The organism is Novosphingobium sp. THN1, from assembly GCF_003454795.1.
In the GTDB taxonomy this organism is placed as follows: Bacteria; Pseudomonadota; Alphaproteobacteria; order Sphingomonadales; family Sphingomonadaceae; genus Novosphingobium.
In genome coordinates this window covers 3,389,755-3,411,804 of the sequence record NZ_CP028347.1, presented here as the reverse complement: position 1 = coordinate 3,411,804, position 22,050 = coordinate 3,389,755, and the positions used below count along the sequence as shown (strand labels likewise).

Annotated in this window: 22 protein-coding genes and 1 pseudogene; 15 read left to right on the top strand and 8 right to left on the bottom strand. The window is 58.6% G+C overall.

Annotated features, from left to right (window positions below; all coding sequences use genetic code 11):
* Window positions 1–43: 43 nt before the first annotated feature.
* Complete coding sequence (locus C7W88_RS16660) at window positions 44–394, top strand: EthD domain-containing protein (protein WP_118074401.1); 351 nt, start codon at window positions 44–46, stop codon at window positions 392–394.
* A 24-nt stretch (window positions 395–418) separates the two neighbouring features.
* On the opposite strand, the gene C7W88_RS16655 is transcribed toward C7W88_RS16660, so the two are convergent.
* From C7W88_RS16655 to C7W88_RS16640, 4 genes are all read right to left on the bottom strand, one after another.
* On the bottom strand, window positions 419–1,381 hold the full coding sequence (locus C7W88_RS16655) for a uroporphyrinogen decarboxylase family protein (protein ID WP_162896122.1): 963 nt from the start codon (window positions 1,379–1,381) through the stop codon (window positions 419–421).
* The gene (locus C7W88_RS16650) at window positions 1,378–2,025 is read right to left on the bottom strand and encodes an alpha/beta fold hydrolase (protein ID WP_370073243.1); all 648 of its coding nucleotides are present in this window, start codon (window positions 2,023–2,025) and stop codon (window positions 1,378–1,380) included. Before C7W88_RS16650 ends, C7W88_RS16655 begins: the two co-directional genes overlap by 4 nt.
* Before the next feature lie 35 nt (window positions 2,026–2,060).
* Window positions 2,061–2,321, bottom strand: coding sequence for a hypothetical protein (locus C7W88_RS16645; protein WP_118074398.1), 261 nt, complete (start codon window positions 2,319–2,321; stop codon window positions 2,061–2,063).
* 314 nt (window positions 2,322–2,635) lie between these two features.
* The gene (locus C7W88_RS16640) at window positions 2,636–2,983 is read right to left on the bottom strand and encodes an ACT domain-containing protein (RefSeq protein ID WP_240344726.1); all 348 of its coding nucleotides are present in this window, start codon (window positions 2,981–2,983) and stop codon (window positions 2,636–2,638) included.
* 167 nt (window positions 2,984–3,150) lie between these two features.
* Between C7W88_RS16640 and C7W88_RS16635 the strand changes: the two genes are divergently transcribed.
* The 8 genes from C7W88_RS16635 to C7W88_RS16600 all read left to right on the top strand — a co-directional run bounded on the left by C7W88_RS16635 (window position 3,151) and on the right by C7W88_RS16600 (window position 9,901).
* Window positions 3,151–3,483 (top strand): EthD domain-containing protein, encoded by a 333-nt coding sequence (locus C7W88_RS16635; protein ID WP_118074397.1) that lies wholly within the window; start codon window positions 3,151–3,153, stop codon window positions 3,481–3,483.
* A 78-nt stretch (window positions 3,484–3,561) separates the two neighbouring features.
* On the top strand, window positions 3,562–3,855 hold the full coding sequence (locus C7W88_RS24870; RefSeq protein WP_118074396.1) for an NAD-dependent epimerase/dehydratase family protein: 294 nt from the start codon (window positions 3,562–3,564) through the stop codon (window positions 3,853–3,855).
* Complete coding sequence (locus C7W88_RS16625) at window positions 3,774–4,280, top strand: SDR family NAD(P)-dependent oxidoreductase (protein WP_118074395.1); 507 nt, start codon at window positions 3,774–3,776, stop codon at window positions 4,278–4,280. The genes C7W88_RS24870 and C7W88_RS16625 overlap by 82 nt, the downstream gene beginning before the upstream one ends.
* A gap of 34 nt (window positions 4,281–4,314) precedes the next feature.
* Window positions 4,315–6,498, top strand: a complete 2,184-nt coding sequence (locus C7W88_RS16620) for a reductive dehalogenase domain-containing protein (RefSeq protein WP_118074394.1) — start codon at window positions 4,315–4,317, stop codon at window positions 6,496–6,498.
* Between the two features lie 116 nt (window positions 6,499–6,614).
* Entirely contained in the window at window positions 6,615–7,676 is a 1,062-nt protein-coding gene (locus C7W88_RS16615; protein ID WP_168905722.1) for a M14 family metallopeptidase, read from the top strand.
* Window positions 7,673–7,930 carry a hypothetical protein gene (locus C7W88_RS16610; protein WP_162896121.1) on the top strand — a complete coding sequence of 86 codons (258 nt, stop codon included), beginning with the start codon at window positions 7,673–7,675 and terminating at the stop codon, window positions 7,928–7,930. The genes C7W88_RS16615 and C7W88_RS16610 overlap by 4 nt, the downstream gene beginning before the upstream one ends.
* Entirely contained in the window at window positions 7,924–9,039 is a 1,116-nt protein-coding gene (locus C7W88_RS16605) for a CapA family protein (RefSeq protein ID WP_118074391.1), read from the top strand. Before C7W88_RS16610 ends, C7W88_RS16605 begins: the two co-directional genes overlap by 7 nt.
* Window positions 8,951–9,901, top strand: a complete 951-nt coding sequence (locus C7W88_RS16600) for a GDSL-type esterase/lipase family protein (RefSeq protein WP_118074390.1) — start codon at window positions 8,951–8,953, stop codon at window positions 9,899–9,901. Before C7W88_RS16605 ends, C7W88_RS16600 begins: the two co-directional genes overlap by 89 nt.
* 7 nt (window positions 9,902–9,908) lie before the next feature.
* Here C7W88_RS16600 and C7W88_RS16595 read toward each other — a convergent pair.
* Window positions 9,909–10,577 (bottom strand): annotated as a pseudogene (locus tag C7W88_RS16595) (SDR family NAD(P)-dependent oxidoreductase); the annotation flags it as partial.
* A gap of 205 nt (window positions 10,578–10,782) precedes the next feature.
* Between C7W88_RS16595 and C7W88_RS16590 the strand changes: the two are divergent.
* Window positions 10,783–11,763 carry a dipeptide epimerase gene (locus tag C7W88_RS16590; RefSeq protein ID WP_118074389.1) on the top strand — a complete coding sequence of 327 codons (981 nt, stop codon included), beginning with the start codon at window positions 10,783–10,785 and terminating at the stop codon, window positions 11,761–11,763.
* A 57-nt stretch (window positions 11,764–11,820) separates the two neighbouring features.
* Here the strand turns inward: C7W88_RS16590 and C7W88_RS16585 are convergent, their stop codons facing one another.
* From C7W88_RS16585 to C7W88_RS16575, 3 genes are read right to left on the bottom strand one after another with little or no spacing between them, the layout of a single operon-like run.
* Entirely contained in the window at window positions 11,821–12,798 is a 978-nt protein-coding gene (locus C7W88_RS16585) for an MBL fold metallo-hydrolase (RefSeq protein WP_162896119.1), read from the bottom strand.
* A gap of 38 nt (window positions 12,799–12,836) precedes the next feature.
* The gene (locus C7W88_RS16580) at window positions 12,837–13,988 is read right to left on the bottom strand and encodes a CocE/NonD family hydrolase C-terminal non-catalytic domain-containing protein (protein ID WP_118074387.1); all 1,152 of its coding nucleotides are present in this window, start codon (window positions 13,986–13,988) and stop codon (window positions 12,837–12,839) included.
* On the bottom strand, window positions 13,886–14,629 hold the full coding sequence (locus tag C7W88_RS16575; RefSeq protein ID WP_118074386.1) for a CocE/NonD family hydrolase: 744 nt from the start codon (window positions 14,627–14,629) through the stop codon (window positions 13,886–13,888). Before C7W88_RS16575 ends, C7W88_RS16580 begins: the two co-directional genes overlap by 103 nt.
* 114 nt (window positions 14,630–14,743) lie before the next feature.
* Here C7W88_RS16575 and C7W88_RS16570 point away from each other — a divergent pair, with 114 nt between their 5' ends.
* From C7W88_RS16570 to C7W88_RS16550, 5 genes are all read left to right on the top strand, one after another.
* Window positions 14,744–15,268 carry a hypothetical protein gene (locus tag C7W88_RS16570; protein WP_118074385.1) on the top strand — a complete coding sequence of 175 codons (525 nt, stop codon included), beginning with the start codon at window positions 14,744–14,746 and terminating at the stop codon, window positions 15,266–15,268.
* Window positions 15,269–16,912: a GMC family oxidoreductase gene (locus C7W88_RS16565; RefSeq protein ID WP_118074384.1), complete on the top strand. Its 1,644-nt coding sequence runs from the start codon at window positions 15,269–15,271 to the stop codon at window positions 16,910–16,912.
* Between the two features lie 13 nt (window positions 16,913–16,925).
* Complete coding sequence (locus tag C7W88_RS16560) at window positions 16,926–18,431, top strand: aldehyde dehydrogenase family protein (RefSeq protein WP_118074383.1); 1,506 nt, start codon at window positions 16,926–16,928, stop codon at window positions 18,429–18,431.
* Between the two features lie 478 nt (window positions 18,432–18,909).
* On the top strand, window positions 18,910–21,093 hold the full coding sequence (locus C7W88_RS16555) for a TonB-dependent receptor (protein WP_118074382.1): 2,184 nt from the start codon (window positions 18,910–18,912) through the stop codon (window positions 21,091–21,093).
* Window positions 21,094–21,272: 179 nt separating this feature from the next.
* A complete protein-coding gene (locus tag C7W88_RS16550) occupies window positions 21,273–22,022 on the top strand; it encodes a GntR family transcriptional regulator (RefSeq protein WP_118074381.1) in 750 nt (249 codons plus the stop codon).
* Window positions 22,023–22,050 lie beyond the last annotated feature (28 nt).

Genomic DNA, 22,050 nt, shown 5'->3' with positions numbered 1-22,050 from the left:
CAATGTGGATGCAGCTCTTCGGGGTGCATTGATGGAGTGACAAATGGTCAAGGTGATGTGGTTCCTTCGCAAGGCGGGACACCTGTCGATGGAGGACTTTCGTCAGTGGTGGCTTGAAGGGCACGCCCCCATGATTGCTGCCCGGCAGGGCCATCTTATCTCGCGCTATGTCGTGAACGTTAGCCTAGCCGACGATCTCCCTGGTGGGACTGGCGTCGAGGCTGGCTGGGATGGAGTCGCGGAGGAATGGTTCGAGACCATGGAAGATGCAAGACAGGCCTTCTCGCTTCCTTCGGCGCCTGAAACGCGCGCGGACGTGATGGCGCATGTTAGCGCTATGGCCCGCTTGGTCGTCTCGGAAGATTGCATACTCGACTGGCCTTCCAATCGCTAATCGGCCAGTTCTATCAGGTCGGAATCAATTCGGGATCTGCAGGACTTTGCGGGCCAGCAACAGATTGCCGGATGGCGCTTCACCTTCAAGCGCACAGCCCGCTCCCAACATGAAATTACGCGGGCCAACCTCTTCTATGACTGCGCGAACCTCAGCTTCGATCGCTTCCGGTGTGCCCGAAACCAGCGTTCCAGCCTGATCCATCCCGCCCACGAGGGTTTGGCTGAAGAGTCTTCGGCCATCAGCAAGGCTGGGGTTGTTCGCTTGCGGTGCCCAGTTGACTGCATGAGCTGGGTAGTCGCGATAGGCCTCCATTCTCAAATCGCCGCCGCACATGTGAAGGAGGTTGAACTCGGAGCCGGAATCAAGAGCGGCCTGGAGTATCATTCGGTCATGGACCGAGACATATTCTCTGAACTGCTCGGCCGTGAACCGGCCGCGCTCTCCGCCATTTGCAGAAAGGAACAAACCAGACACGCCCAGTTCCAGACAGTCCTGGGTGAATTCGCACAGACTTTCGGTGATCACGCCGAGGCCTGCCAACGTCGATTGGGGATCTTCGCGAAGATGCGCCGTGATCCTGTCAAACCCGACATCACTGAAATCAAGCTGGCCAAGCATGTTGTCATTGGCCGTAGCGAAGGAATTGAACATCGTGACGATGATCATGCAATCGTCGCCGATTGCGTCGAGAATCCGCCTGAGCCCATCGAGGTATTCGACCCTCACCGCGTCGTGCCGCGAAGCGGGTTTCAGCCGCCGCCAGTCGCTGAGACTAGATATCCGCTCAACGCCAGAAAACACAAAGGGGTTGTCGTTCATTACCTTTAGGTAGTCGGGGTCGGTCGCTTGATAGAATGCGATATGAGCTTCCGCCATGCCGCGCCCGTTCGCTTGATCTTGCCTGAAGTGCCGCCAGAAGCTTGCAGGCACTCGGTCAACCTGCTGACCTGCAAGCGCTGCGCGTACCCGCTCGACTTTGTTCACGAGGCGAGCCCCTTCAACTCTTCCATCGTGCCCCACATCGCTTCGGCAACGGCCGGTTCGCTTGAGGAATGACCGGCGCCTTTCAGGAGCAAGAGCTTTGAACCGGGCCAAGCCCGGTGCAGCCTGACTGCCGACCACGGCGGACAGACCCAATCACATGTCCCCTGGACGATGTATCCCGGGATGCCATGAACCTTACTGATTTCGCGGATCAGCTGGTCCGGATCGATGAAGAAATCGTTCATAACATAGTGGCAGACGATCTGGGAGTATTGCAGCGAGAATTCGGGAGTCAGCTCAGCTTCGATCTCCTTAAGGTCCGGGCTTACCGTTGCGGCTATCCATTCGAACTTTGCCAATGCGATGGCTGCCCGGACAGCCGCTTCTCGGTCCTCCCCGGACAGGCGAGACCGGATCGTCGAATGAAGGTGCTCCTGCTCTGCCTCGCTCATCCCCTCGACACATTCCAGCCACTCGAGAGGAAACAACTTGCGCATCCCTTGGTTGACCCAATGCATCTCGTCGCGCGTGCCAAGGAAGATACCGCGCAGCACAAGGGCCTTGCACCGTGAAGGGTGGGCCTGGGCATAGGCAAGCGCTAGTGTGGAGCCCCATGAGCCACCTGAAACGATCCATTGCCGGATCCCGAGGTGTTCGCGCAGGCGTTCTATATCTTCGATCAGCAGTGCCGTGTTATTGTGTTCGAGCCCCCGTAGGGCTTGGACAGACCGGCACCGCGCTGGTCGTGCATGATGAGATTGTAGAAGGAGGGATCGTGGAAGCGCCGCGCAGAAGCATCTATGCCTGCGCCAGGTCCGCCATGCAGGTAGAGTACGGGAAACCCTTCCGGATTGCCGCTTTCCTCGAAGTAGAGGTCATAGCTTTGTCCGAGGTCGATCCGGCCGCTGCTGCGGACTTGCTGTCCATCATAGAAAGTCATGGCTGAATCTGACTCCGCTTTTGCACGCAGCGTCCGGAGAGGAGGACGCATCAAGCAGTAGTAAGCGACTCGATGTAGGCATGCAACAAATGTCGACAAAGAGTATGCATGAATTTCAGCGCTGCTGAATCGCGGCTAGGCTTGCTCTCGAGGTCTGTTTACAGAAGAAGGCCGGCGAGAAGGAAAGCGGTTTGCAGGATTGGGGACGCTTGGCGTTCGAAACCTAATTCGAGCCGTTGCTCGAACGTGATGCTTCTTGCTGTGCCTCGAGGGCCGACAAGGCCAGTTCCTTCATCTCTTCAGGGACGAAAACATTATCGTGGTGGCAAGCGGCAATCATGTTGCATGGGATGCCCGCGTTCCACCAGCACGGTTGCCACAGCTGCTGTTAGCCCGGCACCGTTCAGGGCGGAATAGACCTCAAGGACGATGCGTGACATCGGCATCGAGACGTCGAAGCCAAGCTCTGCCGCATCGTCCATGGCAAGCACGAACGAGACTCCTTCCTTTTCGCGGAAAACCGCCAGAACCTTCTCCCTGGCGGCAGCGATGACTTCCGGGTGAGTGGTCGAGCAAAAGACGCAGCTTCCGGTGCTTGGGGCAGGCTTCACACCCGCCAACATGGCCCTGCGCTCGCGAACCGGCTTGTTCTGTTTCGTCATCCCGTCATCGCTGCGACTTGAGCGGACACCGCTGAGCTCCTTTCATGTCTGTGACAACAGTTGCGGATTGTCATCATGTATGCAAAATGTATACAGGAAAGTTGGGCGATCGGGATGCTCACCACTTGGTGAAACAATCCGCAGATAGCGGTTGGAAGGGGTAGTCAGTGATCAAAGTGATATGGTTTCTCAAGCGGGCGGAAGGTTTGTCGCTGTCAGAGTTTCGTCAATGGTGGCTGGGGCATGCTCAAGATGTGCTCAACAGCCAACAGGCTCATCTCTCCGGCTATGTCGTCAACATCCGGGCAGACGATGATGATAGTGCACCGGGCGCGACCAGTGATAGCTGTGAGTGGGATGGCATTGCAGAGCAGTGGTTTGCCGATCGCGCCGCGTTCGATGCAGCCTACAGCAATCCTTCTAGCGCTACCCGTACCGATACCTTGGCCCATACCAGCCGGTTCTCGCGCATGATCGTCGATGAGACGAGATTTCGCTGATTCCCTTAGCCTTGCAGGCGGGCGGTCTGGAGGAGATGCTCGGGGAGAGTTTGCACGGGACTTGTCAGGAGAACGCACGTGGCGCGTAAGGGAATCGTGGTCGGAGGGGCCGGTGGCATTGGACAGGCGATTGTCGAAGCTGCCATCCAGGCGGGAGATGAGGTGATTGTCCTCGATCGCGGACCTGGCAGCTGCGGGCACTTTGTCGCCTGCGATCAGAGCGATCCGGCAAGCGTCGAGAAGGCCTTCGCCGCAATCGATGAAGCCTTTGCCGGGCCTCTCCCGACTGGATGGTCGCGACCGCGTCTATCAGTCGCCGTCACGGCGTACTGGATGCCGATCCGGCGACGATCCTCGAACTGCTCAAGGTGAATGTGCTGGGCACTGCCCTCGTCGCTCAGGCCGCCGGGCGCCGGATGCGCGATGCCCGGGGCGGCACCATCGTCGTCATAACATCGATTGCGGCCGCCCAGGCTTGGCAGAATGAGTCATTTTATTGTGTCACGAAGGCGGCGCAGGCAGCGCTCGTGCAGGCACTCGCCGTGGAACTCGGGCCTTATGGCGTCCGTGTGAATGCCGTTGGTCCGGGACCGGTGGACGTAACCTCACGCGATATGGTCTCGACGCGAAATGACGGGCAGGTCATGTCTGACATAATCCGCAGGACACCAGGGCGGCGCCTCGCCGCGCCTCATGAGATTGCGGACGTCGCCCTGTTTCTGACCAGGACAACCTGGGTCAATGGCCAGACGCTTTATGTCGATGGCGGCTATTTGGCTTCGGGAATGCTCGAATAGGGCTGCAAGGCTCATGACAGGGAAGGGCTGACACGTGCGTCTTTACAGTCACCGGGACCGCCCGGTCCACCTGGGTCCCTACCCTCTCGAGCATCTGCGCCGGATTGCAGAGCCGGTTTCGGTCCCGAACGGTTCGACAGCGCAACAACCATCGGATAACCGGCTTGCCTCCAGCGCTTCGGCATTGCCAGCGATATGCGAGTATCTGGAGCTGTTCAAAGGGCTCCTCGACGGCCCTGTTGCTCCGCAAGTTGCCCCAGTGCCGTCGGATCGGTCGGCAAGGGCGCACAATCTCAAGGCCTCGGCATACTTTCTCGATGCCTCGCTTGCCGGCGTATGCCGCATCACGCCGAAGGACGGTACTGACCTTCCGCGGCACCATACCCATGCCCTGGTATTCCTGGTCGAATTCGGTCGCGAACCATGGGCAGGCGATCCCGGCGAGAGCTGGATTGCCGGAACCAACGCAACTCGTACGGATATGCGCGCGGCGGAAATCGCTTCCGTTCTGGCCGGCTATGTCCGGTGGATGGGGTTCGCTGCGCGTGGGCACGTGCATGGGGCGTCGGCGATTTCGCTTGAAGAGCTTGCGGTGCGAGCTGGTCTGGCGCGGGTTGAACAGGAGCGGCTTGTGGCCCCCTTTGTGCGGCGCGGTTTCCGGATCGGCGCGGTGACTTGCGATTACGAGATGGCCGAAGACCTGCCGCTGGCCGTCGACTGCGCACTTGAGCCTGACGATCCATCTGTCGTTCTCGGCAGGAATGGAACCCGACCAAGCTGGTGGTCGAACGATCACGACAAACGACCGCTGCACCTAGGCTACTACCCCATGGAACGGATTCAGCGGGTTAGTGAACCAACCACCCTGGTCCTGCGAGAACGCATTAAGCGTGTTCCGAAGCGCGGCGACTTTTTCTATCGCGCCGCCGCCGGTGACCTCGGAGCCAAGACCAAGGAGGAAATGTCCAGGTTTCCGATGAAGCATCCTTATGCACTGGGTATGGCGCCTCTGATTAGAAGCATGGTGCCGCTACAGGGCACAAGAGAGCCGGTCCTCGAAGAGAAGAACGCTGAAGAGGTGCCCGAGGCGCAGTTCAACGCGGATTCAATAAAGGCGCTAGGGTACTATCTGGGAGCTGATTTCGTTGGTATCTGCGAAGCCGAACCGTGGATGTATTACTCTCATGATGCCGTGAATGGCAGCCCAATCGCCGCTTATCACAAATATGCGGTATGCATGCTGATCGATCAGGGCTTTGAGACTATGGAAGGCGCATCCGGAGATGATTGGATTTCCGCCTCCCAGTCCATGCGCGCTTATATGCGCGGAGCCGAGATTGCCGGTGTCATCGCGGCGCATTGTCGAGCCTTGGGCTACTCCGCAAGAACCCACACGAATGCCGATTCAGAAATCATCCACAACCCGGTAATCGTCATGTCAGGGCTGGGTGAAGTAAGCAGGATTGGCGACACATTGATCAATCCGTTCATTGGCCCGCGTTCGAAGTCTGTGGTTTTGACCACCAATCTCCCGATGACTGTCGACCAGCCGATTGATTTCAATCTGCAGTCATTTTGTGAAAGCTGCCGGAAATGTGCGCGGGAATGTCCTTGTAACGCGATCAGTTTCGGACCGAAGATTCTCTTCAACGGATACGAGGTCTGGAAAGCGGACGTTGAGAAGTGCGCCAAGTACCGCATCACGCAACAGAAGGGCTCCGCTTGCGGTCGGTGTATGAAGACATGCCCTTGGAACCGGGAGGACACGATCACGGCCCGGGAACTGATTTGGCGATCCATCGAGCACCCGGAACTGGCGAGGGCGATTGCCCTTGACGATGACCTTCAAGGCAATGGCTCGCGCAATCCGGTGAAGAAGTGGTGGTTCGATCTCGAGGTAGTAGACGGCATTGCCCAGCGCCCACGAGTTGGTACCAACGAGCGAGACCTCAATCTCGGGCGGGAGGACAAGCTGGCAGGATTGCAGAAGCTGGCCATTTTCCCACCGGAGCTACAGCCGGTTGGCGGCACTACGCTGGATCAGGTCGTCCCTGTTGATCGCGAAGCTGGTCAAGCGCTTTATGGAAAGGCACGTGCTGACCTGGCCGCACTTAGCAGCGCTTCCGAGGATTCCACCTGTTTCCAAGGCTGGGAAGGGGACGTGCACGCCCGCGAAGCCAGTTTTTACCCTGAAGGGGCGAAGGGGCATGGTCCTTGAGTCGACGGACCCGGCCGTGACAGCGAGTGGCCGGAAAGAATTGTCTGGCCCCCGGATTGCTTTGTGCATACATTGTGTCGGCAAGATTCAGGGACTTGACGGAGATGCTTCGCGTTATGCTTTTCCCGAATGACTATGTCGATGCTCGTGAGCGCTTCCGCACGCTCGCCAGCCGCCGCGGTTTTGCGCTCGAAAGTTATGAACATCCCGCAGAGAATGGGCCGCAGGGCGAAACTCTGTCGTGCGATGTGGCGCGATTGGGGCCAAGCGATGCCGAACGGGTTATCCTGATCAGTTCGGGTGCTCACGGGGTCGAGGGCTTTTGCGGTTCGGGATGTCAAGCTGAACTGCTGGCATCAGGTCTGCTCGACGGATTGCCTGGCGATACTGCGGTCGTACTGGTCCACGCGGTGAACCCCTATGGCTTTGCATGGCTCCGCAGGACTAACGAGGACAATATCGACCTCAACCGGAACTTCGTCGATCACTCCGTCGCCCTTGCCAATCCGGGTTATGACGAAATCCACAACTGGCTCGTGCCTCGGGACTGGGATGGCCCGGCACGGACCGAGGCGGACGCCGCAATCGATGCCTATATCGCTGAACGCGGACTCAGGGCCTTTCAGGTCGCGATGACCAGTGGGCAATATACTCACCCCGATGGCCTGTTCTATGGTGGCAAGGCTCCTGCCTGGTCGAACGAGACTTGGCGAAGCCTGCTTCGAAAGCACTGCGCGAATGCCAGTCAAGTTATTGCAATCGACATTCACACCGGGCTTGGTCCGCGCGGCGTTGGCGAGGTCATCTGCGTCACTTCCGAAGCTGAGTATCTCATGGCCAAGGCGATTTTCGGAGAAGACGTCACCTGGACCGGCGGCGGCGAGGCCGTGTCTGCACAAGTTGGCGGCTCGCTGGCTCATGCTGCGCATCACGAGATCGGCTCCGAAAAACTGGTGATGGTTGCGCTTGAGTTCGGCACCTACCCCATACCTGAGACGCTGGAGGCCTTGCGAGCCGAAACTTGGCTCGTTGCGAGGGGAAACCTCAAAGGCGAGCAGGCGGACAGTCTCAAGAAGGCGCTCAAAGATGCCTTCTATATCGATGAACCCGACTGGCAGATGGCAGTGACTGATCGGTTTCTGGGTCTGTTTCGGAGAATGAAGGAATGCCGCCCGTGACTGACACCCCCTTTAGTAAGTTGCGCCCGGTCAGCATGCCTCGCGATGCCCGACCGATCATGAAGTTCACGGGTGAACTCGCCAATGCGATCGAGCAGCATCTAAGCGCCGCTTCGGACGGCCGATGGGACGTTCCTGTCGATGTGAAACTTGATCCGCGCAATCCGGAGTCCCTGGCGCACTGGCTTTACAAGTCAATCAATCCGGTCGCGAAGGGGGGGGCAGGGCTGGTGTCGACATCGAGGCATTGCTGAAGCCATTCAGGAAGACCCGCTTCGACCTGCTTCCGGCGGATTTTGCAGTCGAAGCCGAAATTTCCATGAGTGCCTCAGGTGACCTGATGTGCACCCCAGGTCTCGACGGTGCGAAGGACCGCCTGTTCCAGTCTGTGGATGATCTGATCTTCGGGGCGGACATTTCCTATGCCAACCTTGAATCGACCCTGACCACGGAGGAGGTCGAGCCCACCGAATTTACGGCGGAGAGCACGCCCAAGATCAATCTCACATCCATGCAGTACGAGACGGTTGTTTCCCACAAGGGCCGCCGGTTCGACGTTGTGCATCTCGCCAACAATCACATCCTGGATTGTGGCGAGGAAGGTATCCTGACCACCCTGGCCAGGCTGGATCAGGATGGGATCTCGCAGGTAGGCGTCAATCGGACCAAGGAGGATGCCGAAAGGCCACGGGTTATCGAGATCAAAGGTGTGAGGATCGGCTGGGTGGCCCACACCTTCAGCGTTAACTTCAAGCCGTTCCCACAGGACAAACCGTGGATCGTCAACATGACTCCGTTCCACCTGGAGCCCGATCCAGACATCAGCCCGATCGAACTGCAGATCCAAGCCTGTCGTGATGCTGGTTGCGATCTTGTAGTCGTTGCCCTTCACTGGGGACTGGAGTTTGAGCTTCACCCCCACCCCCAGCAGGTTGAATGGGCCCATCGCTTTGCCGAGGCTGGGGCCGATCTTGTTATCGGACATCATCCGCACGTGCCTCAGCCAGCGGAGATCTACCGACCCGCAGTCTACCCGGATCGCGCCGTCCCCATCCTGTACAGCCTGGGCAATCTGTCGACCCTGTTGTCACATCCGGCAATGGCATTGAGCCTCGTTGCGCGCATCGGCATTGCTAAAGGCAACTACCGTGGCGAACCGGTCACACGAATTGCAAGTCTTGAGCTAGTGCCCGTGGGCCTGGTCGCAGAGGATGACGGTGGCAGGGAGATCACTAGGCTTGTTCCATTGACGCAGTTGGACAGCGGCGTCAGCGATGGGCCGATGCGGGGCTATGTTGACGAAATGGCTTACTATGCCGGGGTTGTTGTCGGCGGCGACTGGAGAGTCGATGGCCCAGTCTGACCAATCCAGACCCTGTCAACTGGAACGGGCGAATGAGGCTGGCCTGCAAAATGCAAGGCGAACGAGCCCGCAGCCCTCTCGGCGCAACTTTCTCTTGTCGTTCGCGGCAATCGCAGGCGGAGCTTCGATGATGACAGCAGCTTCTGACGCCCAGGCGGACGATCGAAGCGGCACAGGTCGACAGGCAGATGCAAGGGTGCCGACTCTCCTGGCTTTCGGCGACTCCAATACCTGGGGTTACATGCCGCAAATCCATCCTGGGCCTACACGGTATTCCCGCTATGGTCCCTCAATCCGTTGGCCCATGGTTCTCGAGCGGTCCGGCCGGGGTCGCTTTCGCGTTGTCGAACACGGGATCTGCGGCCTTGTCGGTGGTCTGGCGAGTGGCGAGGCCAGATTTGAAGACGGAACCTCGCGGGCGGCAATTGATCATGTCCGCGGCGTGATCCTGGCCAACTGGCCTGTCGACGAACTGGTAGTGATGCTCGGCACCAACGATCTGGCATATCCTTCACTGTCGCAACCCGAGATCATTGCGCCGAAAATTGCAGCGACTGTGCTCGCGGCGCTCGACACCCACAGGTGGCTTGGTGGTAAATCGCCGGGCATCACCCTTGTAAGCCCGATTCCCTTGGGGCGCCGAGTGATCGAACTTGGTATTGAAGAAAATGCATTGGCGCGCTCACGCCTACTTGCGCCCGTGCTTGCTGACCAGGCGCGCCTCCATGGTTGGCGTTTCCTCGACGCAGCCGCCGTCGGCGAATTGGATACAGTGGATGGCATCCACTGGGATGGCACGCATCACTGCCGCTTCGCCGGCATGCTTGCCCCCATCTTTGGGCAACTGGGCATGCCCCGGTGAATGCAGCTCAATATGATAACAGTCCACCATCCACTGGCAGGATCGTGCCCGTCACATAGCTGGAGAGCTTCGAGCAAAGAAACACGACCGGCCCGACCAGTTCGTCCGGGTGCCCCATCCGCTGCAACGGCGCGCGCGCAAGAAAGCGGGCCAAGCGTTCGGGATCGCCTCGCGTTCCCTCGGTCATGGCAGTCTCGAAAAAGCCGGGAGCGACCGCATTCACGCGAATACCGTCTCCCGCGAGGTCAGCAGCCAGCGATCTGGTGAACTGCGCCAAGGCGGCCTTGGAAGTTGCGTAGGCGCTGGTGCCCGCCTGGTAGGAAATGAACGACTGGATGGAGGCGACATTGACAATGTTTCCGCGACTTGTTCGCAAATCAGGCAGGAGAGCCGTGATCGCCCGCAAGGTCCCGGTCAGATTGACGTCCATGACCTTGGACCACGATGCTTCGAAGCCTTCATCACCGATCCTGCCGCCTGCCTCGACACCAGCGTTGTTGACGAGGATGGTCGTCGCGCCAAAGGACCGGCGAATTCGATCGGCGGCTTCCTCTCCCTCGGACGGGTCGACAATGTTCCAGCCAATCGCGATTGCCCGTTCGCCCGCTGGATCTATTTCGTGCGCTATCTGCTCGGCCGCGTCGCGGTCGATATCGGCGACACAGACCCGTGCCCCGCAAGTGCCATGCCCCTGGCAATGGCAGCACCATTACCGCGGCCTGCTCCGGTTATGACTGCGACCTCTCCTTTGAGCAAATTGGCCAGTGAACTGCCTGGAGACTGAGGGTGCCTTGCCGATGACATGATGGGGTTCTCCTGCTTTCTCCGAAGGACCGGAGGCGAAACACGATTGAAAGGAAGTTAGCTTGACCGTTCCGATTATGACTACCCAAATCCGGCGATGGCCGCTCAAACGTCCGTTCGCGATATCCCGTCACGTGTTTACGGACAATCTTGTCCTTGAGGTCACGATCGAGTCCGACGGCGTTAGGGGGCGCGGGGAATGTGAGCCTCACGAGTTTGACGAAGAGGTGACCCGATCCGCAGCAGCGTCGGTGCTGTCGCTCGACCAGGCCGCCTGGTCCCATCTCGATCCGATTGCCTTGAACGCCCGCCTGCCCCGCTCGCCTTGGCGCAATGCCATCGACTGCGCTCTTTGGGATCTCAAGGCGAAGCAAGAAGGGCGCCGAATCTGGGATGTTCTCGAACTCGACATCATGGCCGATGACACCTTTGCCGTCTTTGAAACTATCGCACTGGATACGCCCGAGCGTATGGCCAGTTTTGCGCGCCAAGCGGAAAACGCGCCGGGATTGAAGCTTAAGCTCGGGAGTGCGGATGGCCTGGATTGCGAACGACTTGAAGCCGTCAGATCCGCGGCCCCCCAACACGAGCTGACCATCGACGCGAACGAAGGCTGGTCCATCTGGCAGTTGTCGGAAATCCTCCCTGTGGCTCGCAGGCTTGATGTAACCTGCATCGAACAGCCGGTCCCTGCAGCCTTGGAAGAAGGCCTCTCGACTCTCCCGAGGCTCGTTCCGCTTTGCGCCGATGAGACATGCCTTGACCGTTCTTCGCTCCCGCGACTTGCCGGACTGTACGATATGATCAACATCAAGCTCGACAAGACCGGCGGTCTTACCGAAGCCTTGGCGCTTCAACGTGACGCGGCCGCATTGGGCTTCAAGACCATGATCGGCTGCAACGGTGGTTCGTCGCTTGCTCTGGCCCCAGCGACACTCCTTGCACCCGGCGCCGCGCTGGTGGATCTGGGCAGTCACTGGCTTGCAGCAGACCATCAGTCCGGATTTGAAACAAGCGACTACCGGATTGGACTTCCCAAGGCGGAGCTTTGGGGCTGAGCGGCGAGGCTCCTCCCTGACAGGTATCGACATTTGCGGATTCTGCCGCTCGTCGGGTCAGAAGCGGTCGAGATCATTTGCTACAACGACGCGACCAGTGAAGGTGCGCCGCACGCCTCTCGCATAGACTTCTGGATCGGTTTCGTCGTCCCAGCCAGGTACGAGATGATTGAGAACAACCATTCCAACCTTGGCTGAAGAAGCCATCTTGCCCACATCTTCAGGCGTGAGGTGATCCTGGCGCAGGTGGGCAATCAGTGCGTCCACCTGCGCTGGGTCAGAGCCATCACGCGAGCGCCACTGCTGCTCTATCCTCGGCAGGTCAATGACTTCCGCGACAAGCATATCTGCGCCCTTGGCCAGTGCCTCGACGCGGGGCGACGGCCCGGTGTCGCCCGTGAAGACGATTGACCGGTCGGCGGTGTCGAACCGAAATGCGTAGGACCGGGCATTGCGCGCGGCGGCGCTTCCCTCTTGATAGTGGTAGTGGTTGTTGAGAACCGCCGTGACTGTCACCTTGTCATCCCGATAGATGACTTTGGGTTCGAGCAGATCCCTCGGAAGATCTTGCGCGCTTACCGTAAGCGCAATGGGTCCCGGCTCTGTGCCGCCGATTGTGATCGGGGCAAGTTCTGTTGGTCGGAAGGCTGCAGCAAGATGCTGAACGAACCCGACAGTCATCGGAGGCCCGATGACCGGAAGGGGGTGGCCTGGTTCACCAAGAAGGTCGTTGGCTAACCATCGAAATGTCAGCAGCGCCCCAAGATCCGCGTTGTGGTCGAAATGATGGTGGGTGATAAACACACCCTTGACCTGCCCGACATCCAAACCGGCAGATGCAAGTCGATTCATCAGGCCGTCGCCTGTGTCGACAAGATAGACATCTTTGCCGATAACAACGGCGTTCGATGACATTGCTCTCTTGTCGCGATAGGCCGGTCCGCCTCCTGTGCCGAGGGTAATAACTTGTGTGACAGGCTGTTTCTTGCCGCTGCCTTCATCCTTTGCGTGGACGGTTGCCGAAACCGGCAGCATGGTAGCGGCAGCAATTATTAGCAGGGCTCTGGTCGATATCATTTCGCAACCTCCGGACTCGTAGGAAGTCTGAGAAGCGAGGGATGCTCCAGATCATGCAGAACCTGGATGTTGGCTATCCGCTCCTCGCCTGGCTGTTGCTCCGGTACCGGCGTGGCGGAGTTCAGGTTCTTCTGCATGAAGGAACAGGCCGTCGCTCGCACGACAAGGCGCAGGCGAGAGTTGCGGGCAATGCGTCGGGCGACAAAGCGGAAGCGCGGGAACTTGAGCAGTACCGGCTCGTTCGCTGGCATTGTTCGGTCGCCGCCGTCGCGATGCCGAAGTCGTAGTTGGCTCGAAGAAAGGAAGATGACCGATCCGTCTTCAAGCACCTCGTAGATTAGGACTGCGAGATCGGCGTCTGGTGCATCGCAGGTGACCCAAAGGTCCAGTTCCGGTTCGCCCACCACTTGGGCAGGCTCGTCCAGCGGCGGTGTGTGATAGATTACGCCCTGGCCATAGGTATTGTGGCAAAAGACCGCATTGGTCGGATCTTCACCCCCTAGAATGAAGAAGAGACTATTGTAGGAACGCGGGAATACGGCACCGCCCCCGGACGAAAGCTCGGGTGAGTTGCTAAGACTGGTTTCCGTTTCTAGCGGACGAAGGTCCGTCGGATCACTCACGAAGCTATCGGGTGGACTATCGCCAGCTTCGGCGGTCAGCCATCCGGAATGGAAGATGTCATCGGCTTTGCCGTTGGAGGCAAGGTATAGCGGCTTGCTCTTCGAGCACAGGTCTTCAAGGGTATCGGCGCTCCGCCATTCCTCATTCCCGGTCAGGTAATACTTGATCCGAGCGTCTAGGAAGGCTGGCTTTTCTCCGTGACCGAATATCCATCGGTACCAGTCGAACTTCAGTTTCGGAACGTCTAGCAAGGCAGCAGGTCCGAACTTCAACCCGTATACCTGGTCGCAACCGTCCATGCCCCGGTGATCCCATGGTCCGATCACCAGATAATTGTTGTTCCTTGCTGTGTCGCTGCCATGCCGTTCCAGGCGTCTGTGATGCTCTAGCGTGCCGATCAGGCAAGTGTCGTAAAGACCTGTCAACGAAAGTACCGGGATCTCGAGTTCTGCGAGCGCCTGTTGCGATGGGCGTCGCGCCTGCCAAACGCTCCCCAAGTCGTGCTGTGTAGGTCGTCTTCCCATCCTTTCGCGTGGAAGCCCAGCTCATCTTGTACTCCAAGATAGGAGTGGTTGCGCGCGTAGAGATCGCCTTGGATGCGGTTGAAGAGCAAGGTATCGGCAGCAAGGTTCCAGGAAATCGAATGCCCCTTAAGCGTGACTCTCCAGCGGTAGATATAGGGTGAACCAATGCCGCCACGCGGAATGTCATACCCTGGCATGAAGGCGGCTGATGGCACGATTGTTTTAAGGGAAGGGGGCAGGGTCCCCGCGATGATCCACTGGTTCCAGCCCGTGTATGAACCACCGGTCAGGCCGACCTGCCCATCGCTCCACGGCTGTGCAGCAATCCATTCTACGGTGTCGTATCCATCTGGGGCGTCGTTGATCCATTGCTGGAATTCGGACCCTGATCCGCCTCGGCCTCGACAGTCGACCGCCAGGAACGCCATGCCTTCACGGGTGAAGGAAATCGCCTCGCGGTGCAGATTGTCGGCCAAGTAGGGAGTCATTTCCATCACCGCCGGCAACGGGCCTGGCCGGTTGAGCGGCAGATACAGAATTGCACCAAGCTCCACTCCATCGCGCATCGGAATGCGGACAAAGCGTGCGGAGTAGTCGGCGCAACCCCGGCTGTCCGGTGCATTGTCGCTAAGAATGGTCATGACTTCTCACTCACTTCATTCGAATGGTTGCAGCCCAAACATACAACGTGTATTGTTTGTGTCGACAAAAATCCACGCAGCTCGCGCATAGCCTTTGGCAGGGAGGAAATTGCAATGATAAATCGCGTCAGGAAAGGCATCTGGCTTGCTGCCGCCCTAGTCGCGGTAAGTGGCTGTGCCGGGCGTGCCGAGGTGCGCGCAGGTCCTCCCGGTGCAGGGTGCACGGATCCGGTATACCGGCAACTTGATTTCAAGATCGGCGAGTTCAAGGTAACCGGCATTGGTGGCGCGCCGGCCGGCGAAAGCAAGGTTGAAGCAGTCCTGGGCGGCTGCATGCTTTTGGAGCAATGGCGGGGGGCGATTAGTGGTTACGGGCGTGCTCACATGTTCTACGACAAGTCCGACCGCCTCTGGAGATTGATTTTCGTCACTGACGATGGCGAAACGATGTACCTATCGGGGCAGTTTGAGGGCTCTGCCTTGGTCCTGACTGGCGAGAACGACATCGACTCATTTGTCGGGCTTCATCGCATGAGCTTTTCCCCACTGGCTGATGGGGAAATCGTCAGCTCTGGGAGCTCTCGATCGACAAGGGCGCCACTTGGAAAGTCATACACGACGGGACCTACCGGCGAGTAGTTGGTCGTTGAGATGGCAAGTCCTGTTGAGACCCTGCGAGATGGTGGTGACTACGACTACATCATAGTCGGGGCGGGTTCGGCAGGTTGCGTGATCGCTTCGCGCTTGAGCGAAGACCCCAAAGTCTCGGTCTTGTTGATCGAATCTGGCGGTTCCGAACGCAACTGGAAGTTTCGCATTCCGGGTGGTCAGTCGTTCGTCAAGGATTGGGAGCCCTATGCCTGGCTTTACCAGACCAAGAGCGATCCCAGCCGTTTCGATCGGGCCGAGACTTGGCGACGGGGGCGCATTCTTGGCGGCAGCAGCACGATCAATGGCGTAATTTATGCGATAGGTCTGCCGCGAGATTATGACCTCTGGGCCGAAATGGGCGCTTCGGGTTGGTCGTGGAGACATGTCGAGCCGTTCTTTCGGCGAGCAGAGTATTGCCCCGGGCTGGCCGGCAGAGGGAAGTTTGGTCCTGTCCATGTTGAGGTTCTTCGTTCACCTCATGCGAGAACCGATGATTTGATCGAATCAGCTGCCGCAGTCGGAATCCCGAAAGTGGCAGACATCAACCTGGCGAAGGGGGCGGCCATTGGTGTTGCGCAGACCAACCAGCTTCGCGGACTTCGTCAGGATAGCGCTACTGCCTATCTACGTCCGGCATGGCGGCGCCCTAACCTTAGGGTGCTTACCCATGCTCGGGTCGAACGGATTGTGTTCGATCAAGGGCAAGCAACAGGTCTTCAGATCTCAGCAAATGATAAGCTATTCGAGGTCAGGGCGCGTCGCGAGATTGTATTGAGCGCGGGAGCCTTCGGTTCTCCGCACCTACTGATGGTCTCGGGCATAGGGCCGGCACAGCAGCTTCGGACGCACGGCATCTCTGTTGTGGCTGACAGCCAGTCGGTCGGGGGCAATCTTCATGACCATCCTGAACTTTACATCGAGTACGAGGTCCGGGACCGGACATACAGCTCTGCCATGCAATGGCACCAACTCGCGCTGTCAGGTCTGCAATTCGCCCTGGCCAGGCGAGGCCAGGCAATTTCCTGTGCCAGTCATATCCTGGCCTATGCGCAAAGCAGGCCCGAGGAAGTGTCACCGGATTTGTTGCTGTTCTCCGGGCCTTGGGGTTATCTTGAAGACAACTTCACATTCACTTCCGGAGTGAACACTTATTCCCTCTCTCCGTCACTGTGCCACCCGAAGTCACGTGGGCGGATCGAGCTAAAGTCTGCCGACCCCCGCGAAGCGCCGATGATCGTGCCTAACCTGTTAGGCGACCGTGACGACGTTTTGCGTTTGATGCGAGGAGTACGACTGGTCGACCGGATCGCCCGCGCAAAGCCCTTCTCAGATCGGGTCATCAGACGGCTTTCTCCCGGCATTGATCTCTCCAACGACGAGGCACTCGAAGCTTATGTCCGCGAGAACGCGGGGATCTGCTACCATGCTTGCGGCACCTGCCGGATGGGCGACGATCCGGCCTCGGTAGTCGATTCCCGTTTGCGCGTAAGGGGTGTTGGCCGTCTGACTGTTGCCGATGCCTCAGTCATTCCCCTTGTAACTTCCGGGAACCTTCACGCCCCGACCGTCATGATTGGAGAGCGTGCAGCCGACCTGCTCCGCGCACCCGGAAGACACATATCAGCGGCCTAACGGAGATTAATTTATGACATCCTCGGAAATCGCGCCAGTGAACTGGTCAGCAAAGGCTCACGACCTCAGCGTTGAAGTGCGGCCGTGGATCGGTGGCCGTCGAATTGAGGCGAGTGTCACCGAACGGTTCGCATCGCTCAATCCAGCTAACGGTGCGCGGCTGGCCGACCTGCCGGCGTGCGGCGCAGCCGAGATCGATGCTGCAGTTTGTGCCGCGCGAACTGCATTCGAACAGGGCAGCTGGGCCACTCTGTCTCCCAGGTCGCGGGCCAGGGTCCTTATGAACTTTGCAGATGTTATCGAGCGCAATGCGGACGAACTGGCGCTGCTTGATTCGCTTGAAATGGGCATGCCCATCGGCATGGCCGCGCCCGATATGCAGGCCGCTGCCGATGCGGTGCGCGTCGCCGCCGAATCGGCCGACAAGCTGATCGATCAGGTCATACCGAACGATCCGTCGACACTTCTGCTCAATGTGCGGGAGCCCGTTGGCGTAGTCGCCGCCATCACGCCTTGGAACTTCCCGGCCTTCATTGGAATCACCAAGATCGCGCCCGCGCTTGCCGTCGGAAACTCCGTTGTACTCAAGCCGTCCGAGATTGCTTCGCTGAGCTGCCTGCGCCTCGGTGAACTGGCCGCTGAGGCGGGTATTCCTGATGGGGTGTTAAACATCGTGCCTGGCCTGGGATCAGGCGCAGGTGCCGCACTTGCCTCACACATGGATGTCGACCTGCTCACGTTCACGGGCTCCACGGCCACTGGTCGGCGACTTGTCGAACTGTCCGGTCAGTCGAACATGAAACGCCTGATCCTAGAATGCGGCGGCAAGTCCCCTCAGATCGTGTTCGCTGACATGGAAGATCTCGACGCTGTTGCTGAAGCCGTCGTCGGCAGCATCACTTTCAATTCGGGTCAGGTCTGCGTGGCCGGATCGCGACTCATTGTGGAGCGTTCAATTCATGATGCGCTGGTCGAGCGTGTTGTGACACTTGCAAAGCAGATTGAAGCCGGCAACCCTCTCGACGAGAACACCAGCTTTGGACCACTCGCCAGCCGGGAGCAGCACGATAGAGTGCGGCGCTATTTCAAAGCCGGCCAGGACCAAGGCGCTGTTGCAGCGTTGCCCGGCGGGCCCATTGAAGAAACTGAAGCTTGTTACTGGTTGCCGACGGTATTTACCGATGTCCGCAGTGACATGCGCATCGCCCAAGAAGAAATCTTCGGCCCGATTTTGTCAGTCTTTGCCTTCGACGACGAAGTCGAAGCCACCAGGCTTGCGAACAGCACGATCTATGGCCTTGCCGCAAGTGTCTGGACGCGTGACCTGGGGCGTGCGCTCCGCTTTGCGAAGAGTGTTCGGGCCGGATCGGTGACCATTGCGGGCAGGCCTGGAGCGACAGCCGTAGATGCTACGGCAGGCGCTTTCGAGCCACATGGGCAATCCGGTCTGGGCATTGAAGGTGGGCTGGATGGAATGCGCGCGATGACACGGCTGAAGTCTGTCTCCTTTGCGGGTTGAGAGGCTTTGCATTCCGGGCAGAGGGACTGGCTTGCCATCATCGCCCTTCTGGCCGGCAAAGTTGCCCTGGGGCTCCGCTAATCGGGTTCTCGCTGGTAAGCCATCTGATGGGCCAAGGACTGCACACCTATGCCATGCGCCACCTTTTGTCGTTGGTTACTGGCCTCGCGGTACGTACCCGACTGGCCACCGCAGTGAGCGGCGGTGATCCGCTCTTTTGGTGAGCTGCTCAGTCCACTCGATGTGATGGGCCTCGCCCTTTTGGGCTACGCCATGCTGACCGCTACGGCTCAACCTGTTCTATGAGGGCATATGGGCACCCGACGCCTGAGGCGCAGAAATCCTCAGATTCATGCCCATGTTCAGACAGACAGAGAATGACTTGCATTCCATCGACCCTTGGAATACATATTGTCGACATAATGTCGACTGTGGTGCTCGGCAAGGGTGTCTCCATAGTCAAGGTGAGGGATGAGGCATGTCCAAGCATAATTTGACCAGCAGGTGCATTGAAGGCCGCAAAGCGTTTCGCAATCGCTTGGCGGCCTTGCCGTCAGTCGTGGCTGTTGCGACAGCTCTGGCATTTGTGCCGCAGGCTGCAGCTGCTCAAGAAACTCCAGCAGCCGAAGAAGCGAATGGCTCGGAGATTATTGTTACCGCCCGCAAGCGCGAGGAGGATGTCCAAACGGTCCCGCAGACTATCCAGGTTCTGGGCGGCAGCGATCTCGAGGAACTCGGCAAGGTAACTTTCAAGGACTTGCAATTTGAAGTTCCTGGCTTCTTCTTGGAAAACTACGAAACCCGGGCGACTATCACCATGCGTGGGGTGGGCGCTCAGGTTCCCGGTAACGGCGCGGCAGTGGCCGCGCACATCAATGGCATTTACATGCCCTCGACGGCATCGTCCCTGGGCTGGATCTTCGATGTTGGACAGATCGAAGTGTTGAAGGGCCCCCAAGGCACCCTTTATGGGCGCAATGCCACGGGCGGCGCAGTCAACATCAACACGCGCCGTCCCGGAAAGGAGTTCGATTTCGGGGCAAAGCTTGAATATGGCAGCGAAAACACGGTGCGTGCCTATGCGGGCCTTGACGCGCCACTGGGCGGGGAATGGGCGCTTCGTCTTGCCGGCACGCTTACCCGGGCTGACGGTCGCATCATCAACGTCGCGAACAACAAGCGGATCGATGGCAACGAGTTCACCGGTGTACGCCTCACACTGACCGGAAAAGCCGGGCCTGTCGATGTCGACCTGTTCGCACAATACACCAACGAAACAGGTGGCGTTGGCGAGTTTATCGCTCTGACCCCGGCTGGCAAGCCGCTCTACGGGTGGAATAAAGGTTATTACGACAATCCGACCAAGCCCGTCGGCGAGCGGGATCATTATCTCGTCGGCCTAACGCTGTCTGGTGAACTGGGAGGAGGATACTCTTGGCGCTCGGTAACAGGGTATACGGATTACAACGAGCCACGCTCCCTGCTGGACGTGAACCCGCTGCAGCAGCCCGTCCAGGTTGTCATCTCATTTCCTCAGTATGCCGAACAGTTCAGTCAGGAGCTGCAACTTGCCTACGAGGGTGAGAAGGCGAACTGGGTGCTGGGCGGCCTGTACATGGACTCCAAGGAGGGTGAGACCCGCAGGGTAGATATCGTCCCTGTCGCCAACGGATTGCTCAACAGCGCTACTGACAACACAGTCGAAACCTTTGCCGTATTCGGCGATCTGAACTATAATCTTACCGAGCAACTTCGAGCGAACCTGGGTCTGCGTTACAATAGCGATCGGGTCCGCAATCGCTTTGCCGGTAATGGCCCTGCTGACTCCCAATCGTTCGATCTGAGCAGCACGCAGAGCCAAGTCACTGGTCGTGTAGGCCTGGATTACACCACTGCTGGCGGAACGATGATTTACGCCTCGGCCTCGAAGGGTTTCCAGTCTGGTTACAATACGACTGGATTTTCGGCTAATGGAACGCCGCAACCTGCGACGGTCAAGCCTGAGGTCCTCTATGCCTATGAAATTGGTGCGAAGTCCACGTTGCCCGGCAACAACGGCTATCTGAACTTCGCCGGCTACTACTACGACTATCGTGATATGCAGGTTCGCGTCGGCGGCATTCCACTGCTTCCCGACGGGACCCCAGATCCTGCCGGGGTCCCTTTCTATACGGTCCTTAACGCAGGCAAGGCGACAATCTGGGGGCTAGAGGCCTCGCTCAGCAACTTCCGCCTGAGTGACAACCTGCGCCTCGATCTCAGTGCCGGATACCTGAACGCCAAGTTCGATGAGTACTTCACTCTGGACGACACGACGGCGCAGCCGGTCGACTACTCCGGCAACAGGCTGCCTCGAGCTCCCAAGTTCCAGGGAACTGCCGCACTGACCATTGACAAAGTCGAGGTGGGCTCAGGCGAAGCCAGCTTGCGGGTCGAATACCAGTACCGGGGCAAGGCCTTCGACAAGGCCGACAACCGTTTCATTCTGCAGTCCACCGGGCTCGTTAACGTTCTGGTCAAGTATGACATTGGCGACTGGTCGTTGCAGGCGAGCGCGAGGAACCTTACTAATCAGCGCTACTTTGCCTTCTACGATGGTCGAAATTTCGCTCCCCCGGGGCAATTCCGGACATGGATCCTGGGTCTCAGCTATCGCTACTGAGGCGGATCAGCCGGCCGGGCCCTCTCGAGGGTCCGGCCTTTTACCGTTGCTGACCTGTGCTGGGATCAGTTCTACCAGGGTAATGATGCATTGCCGGATTATTCGTGGCAGCTTACTGCTACTTGATGTAGGGCCTCGCCAGCGGCAATTTGGCTTTTTGCCCGGCTTGGAGGTTAGGGATGGCTCAATCGGAACGGTCTGGTGGCAACGCAAAGAAAAGCGTGGCTAAGCCGGAACGCAAGCCTGTTCGGGGCTCGGGAGCCGATACAGTCTACCAGACGCTACGGGCAGAGATTCTCACTCTGAAATTGGAACCTGGCACGCTTCTCGATGAAACCGATCTTGCTGAACGTTTCGGGCTGTCGCGTTCTCCGATCCGTGAAGCTTTGATCAGGCTCGCGGCGGAAGGACTGGTAAAGACCTTACGCAATCGCAGTTCAATTGTTGCTCCGTTCGACATGATTGCCATACCCAGCTTTCTCGACGCTTCGGAGTTGCTTTACCGCCTGACAACAAGGCTTGCTGCGACCAACCGGACACAGGCCCAGCTTGGGCGCATAAAGCAGCTTCACGACCAGCATAGCCAGGCGACACGCGAGCGGGACATGGCGCTAATGATCCGCCTGAACCGGGAGTTTCATCTGGAAATTGCTGGCGCGTCAGGTAACGCATTTTACGCCAACTGGATGCGGCAGCTGCTAGACCAGGGTCAGCGCATCCTCGGCTCTTACCTGCTCGATGTCGCCGAGCTAGGAGATCACGATCTCGAAAGCCACTGGATTGACACTCATCTTGGCATAGTCTCCGCGATCGAAGCGCGGGATGCCGATGCTGCGGAAGCGGCTGGTATGCGCGATTTCGAGACGATTGCTATCAGAATGCAGGAGCGCCTGACCGAGCGCCCATCAAAGCGGTTGGCATTGAAGTAAGGCTCAATCGCTCAAGCGTTCATGGGGC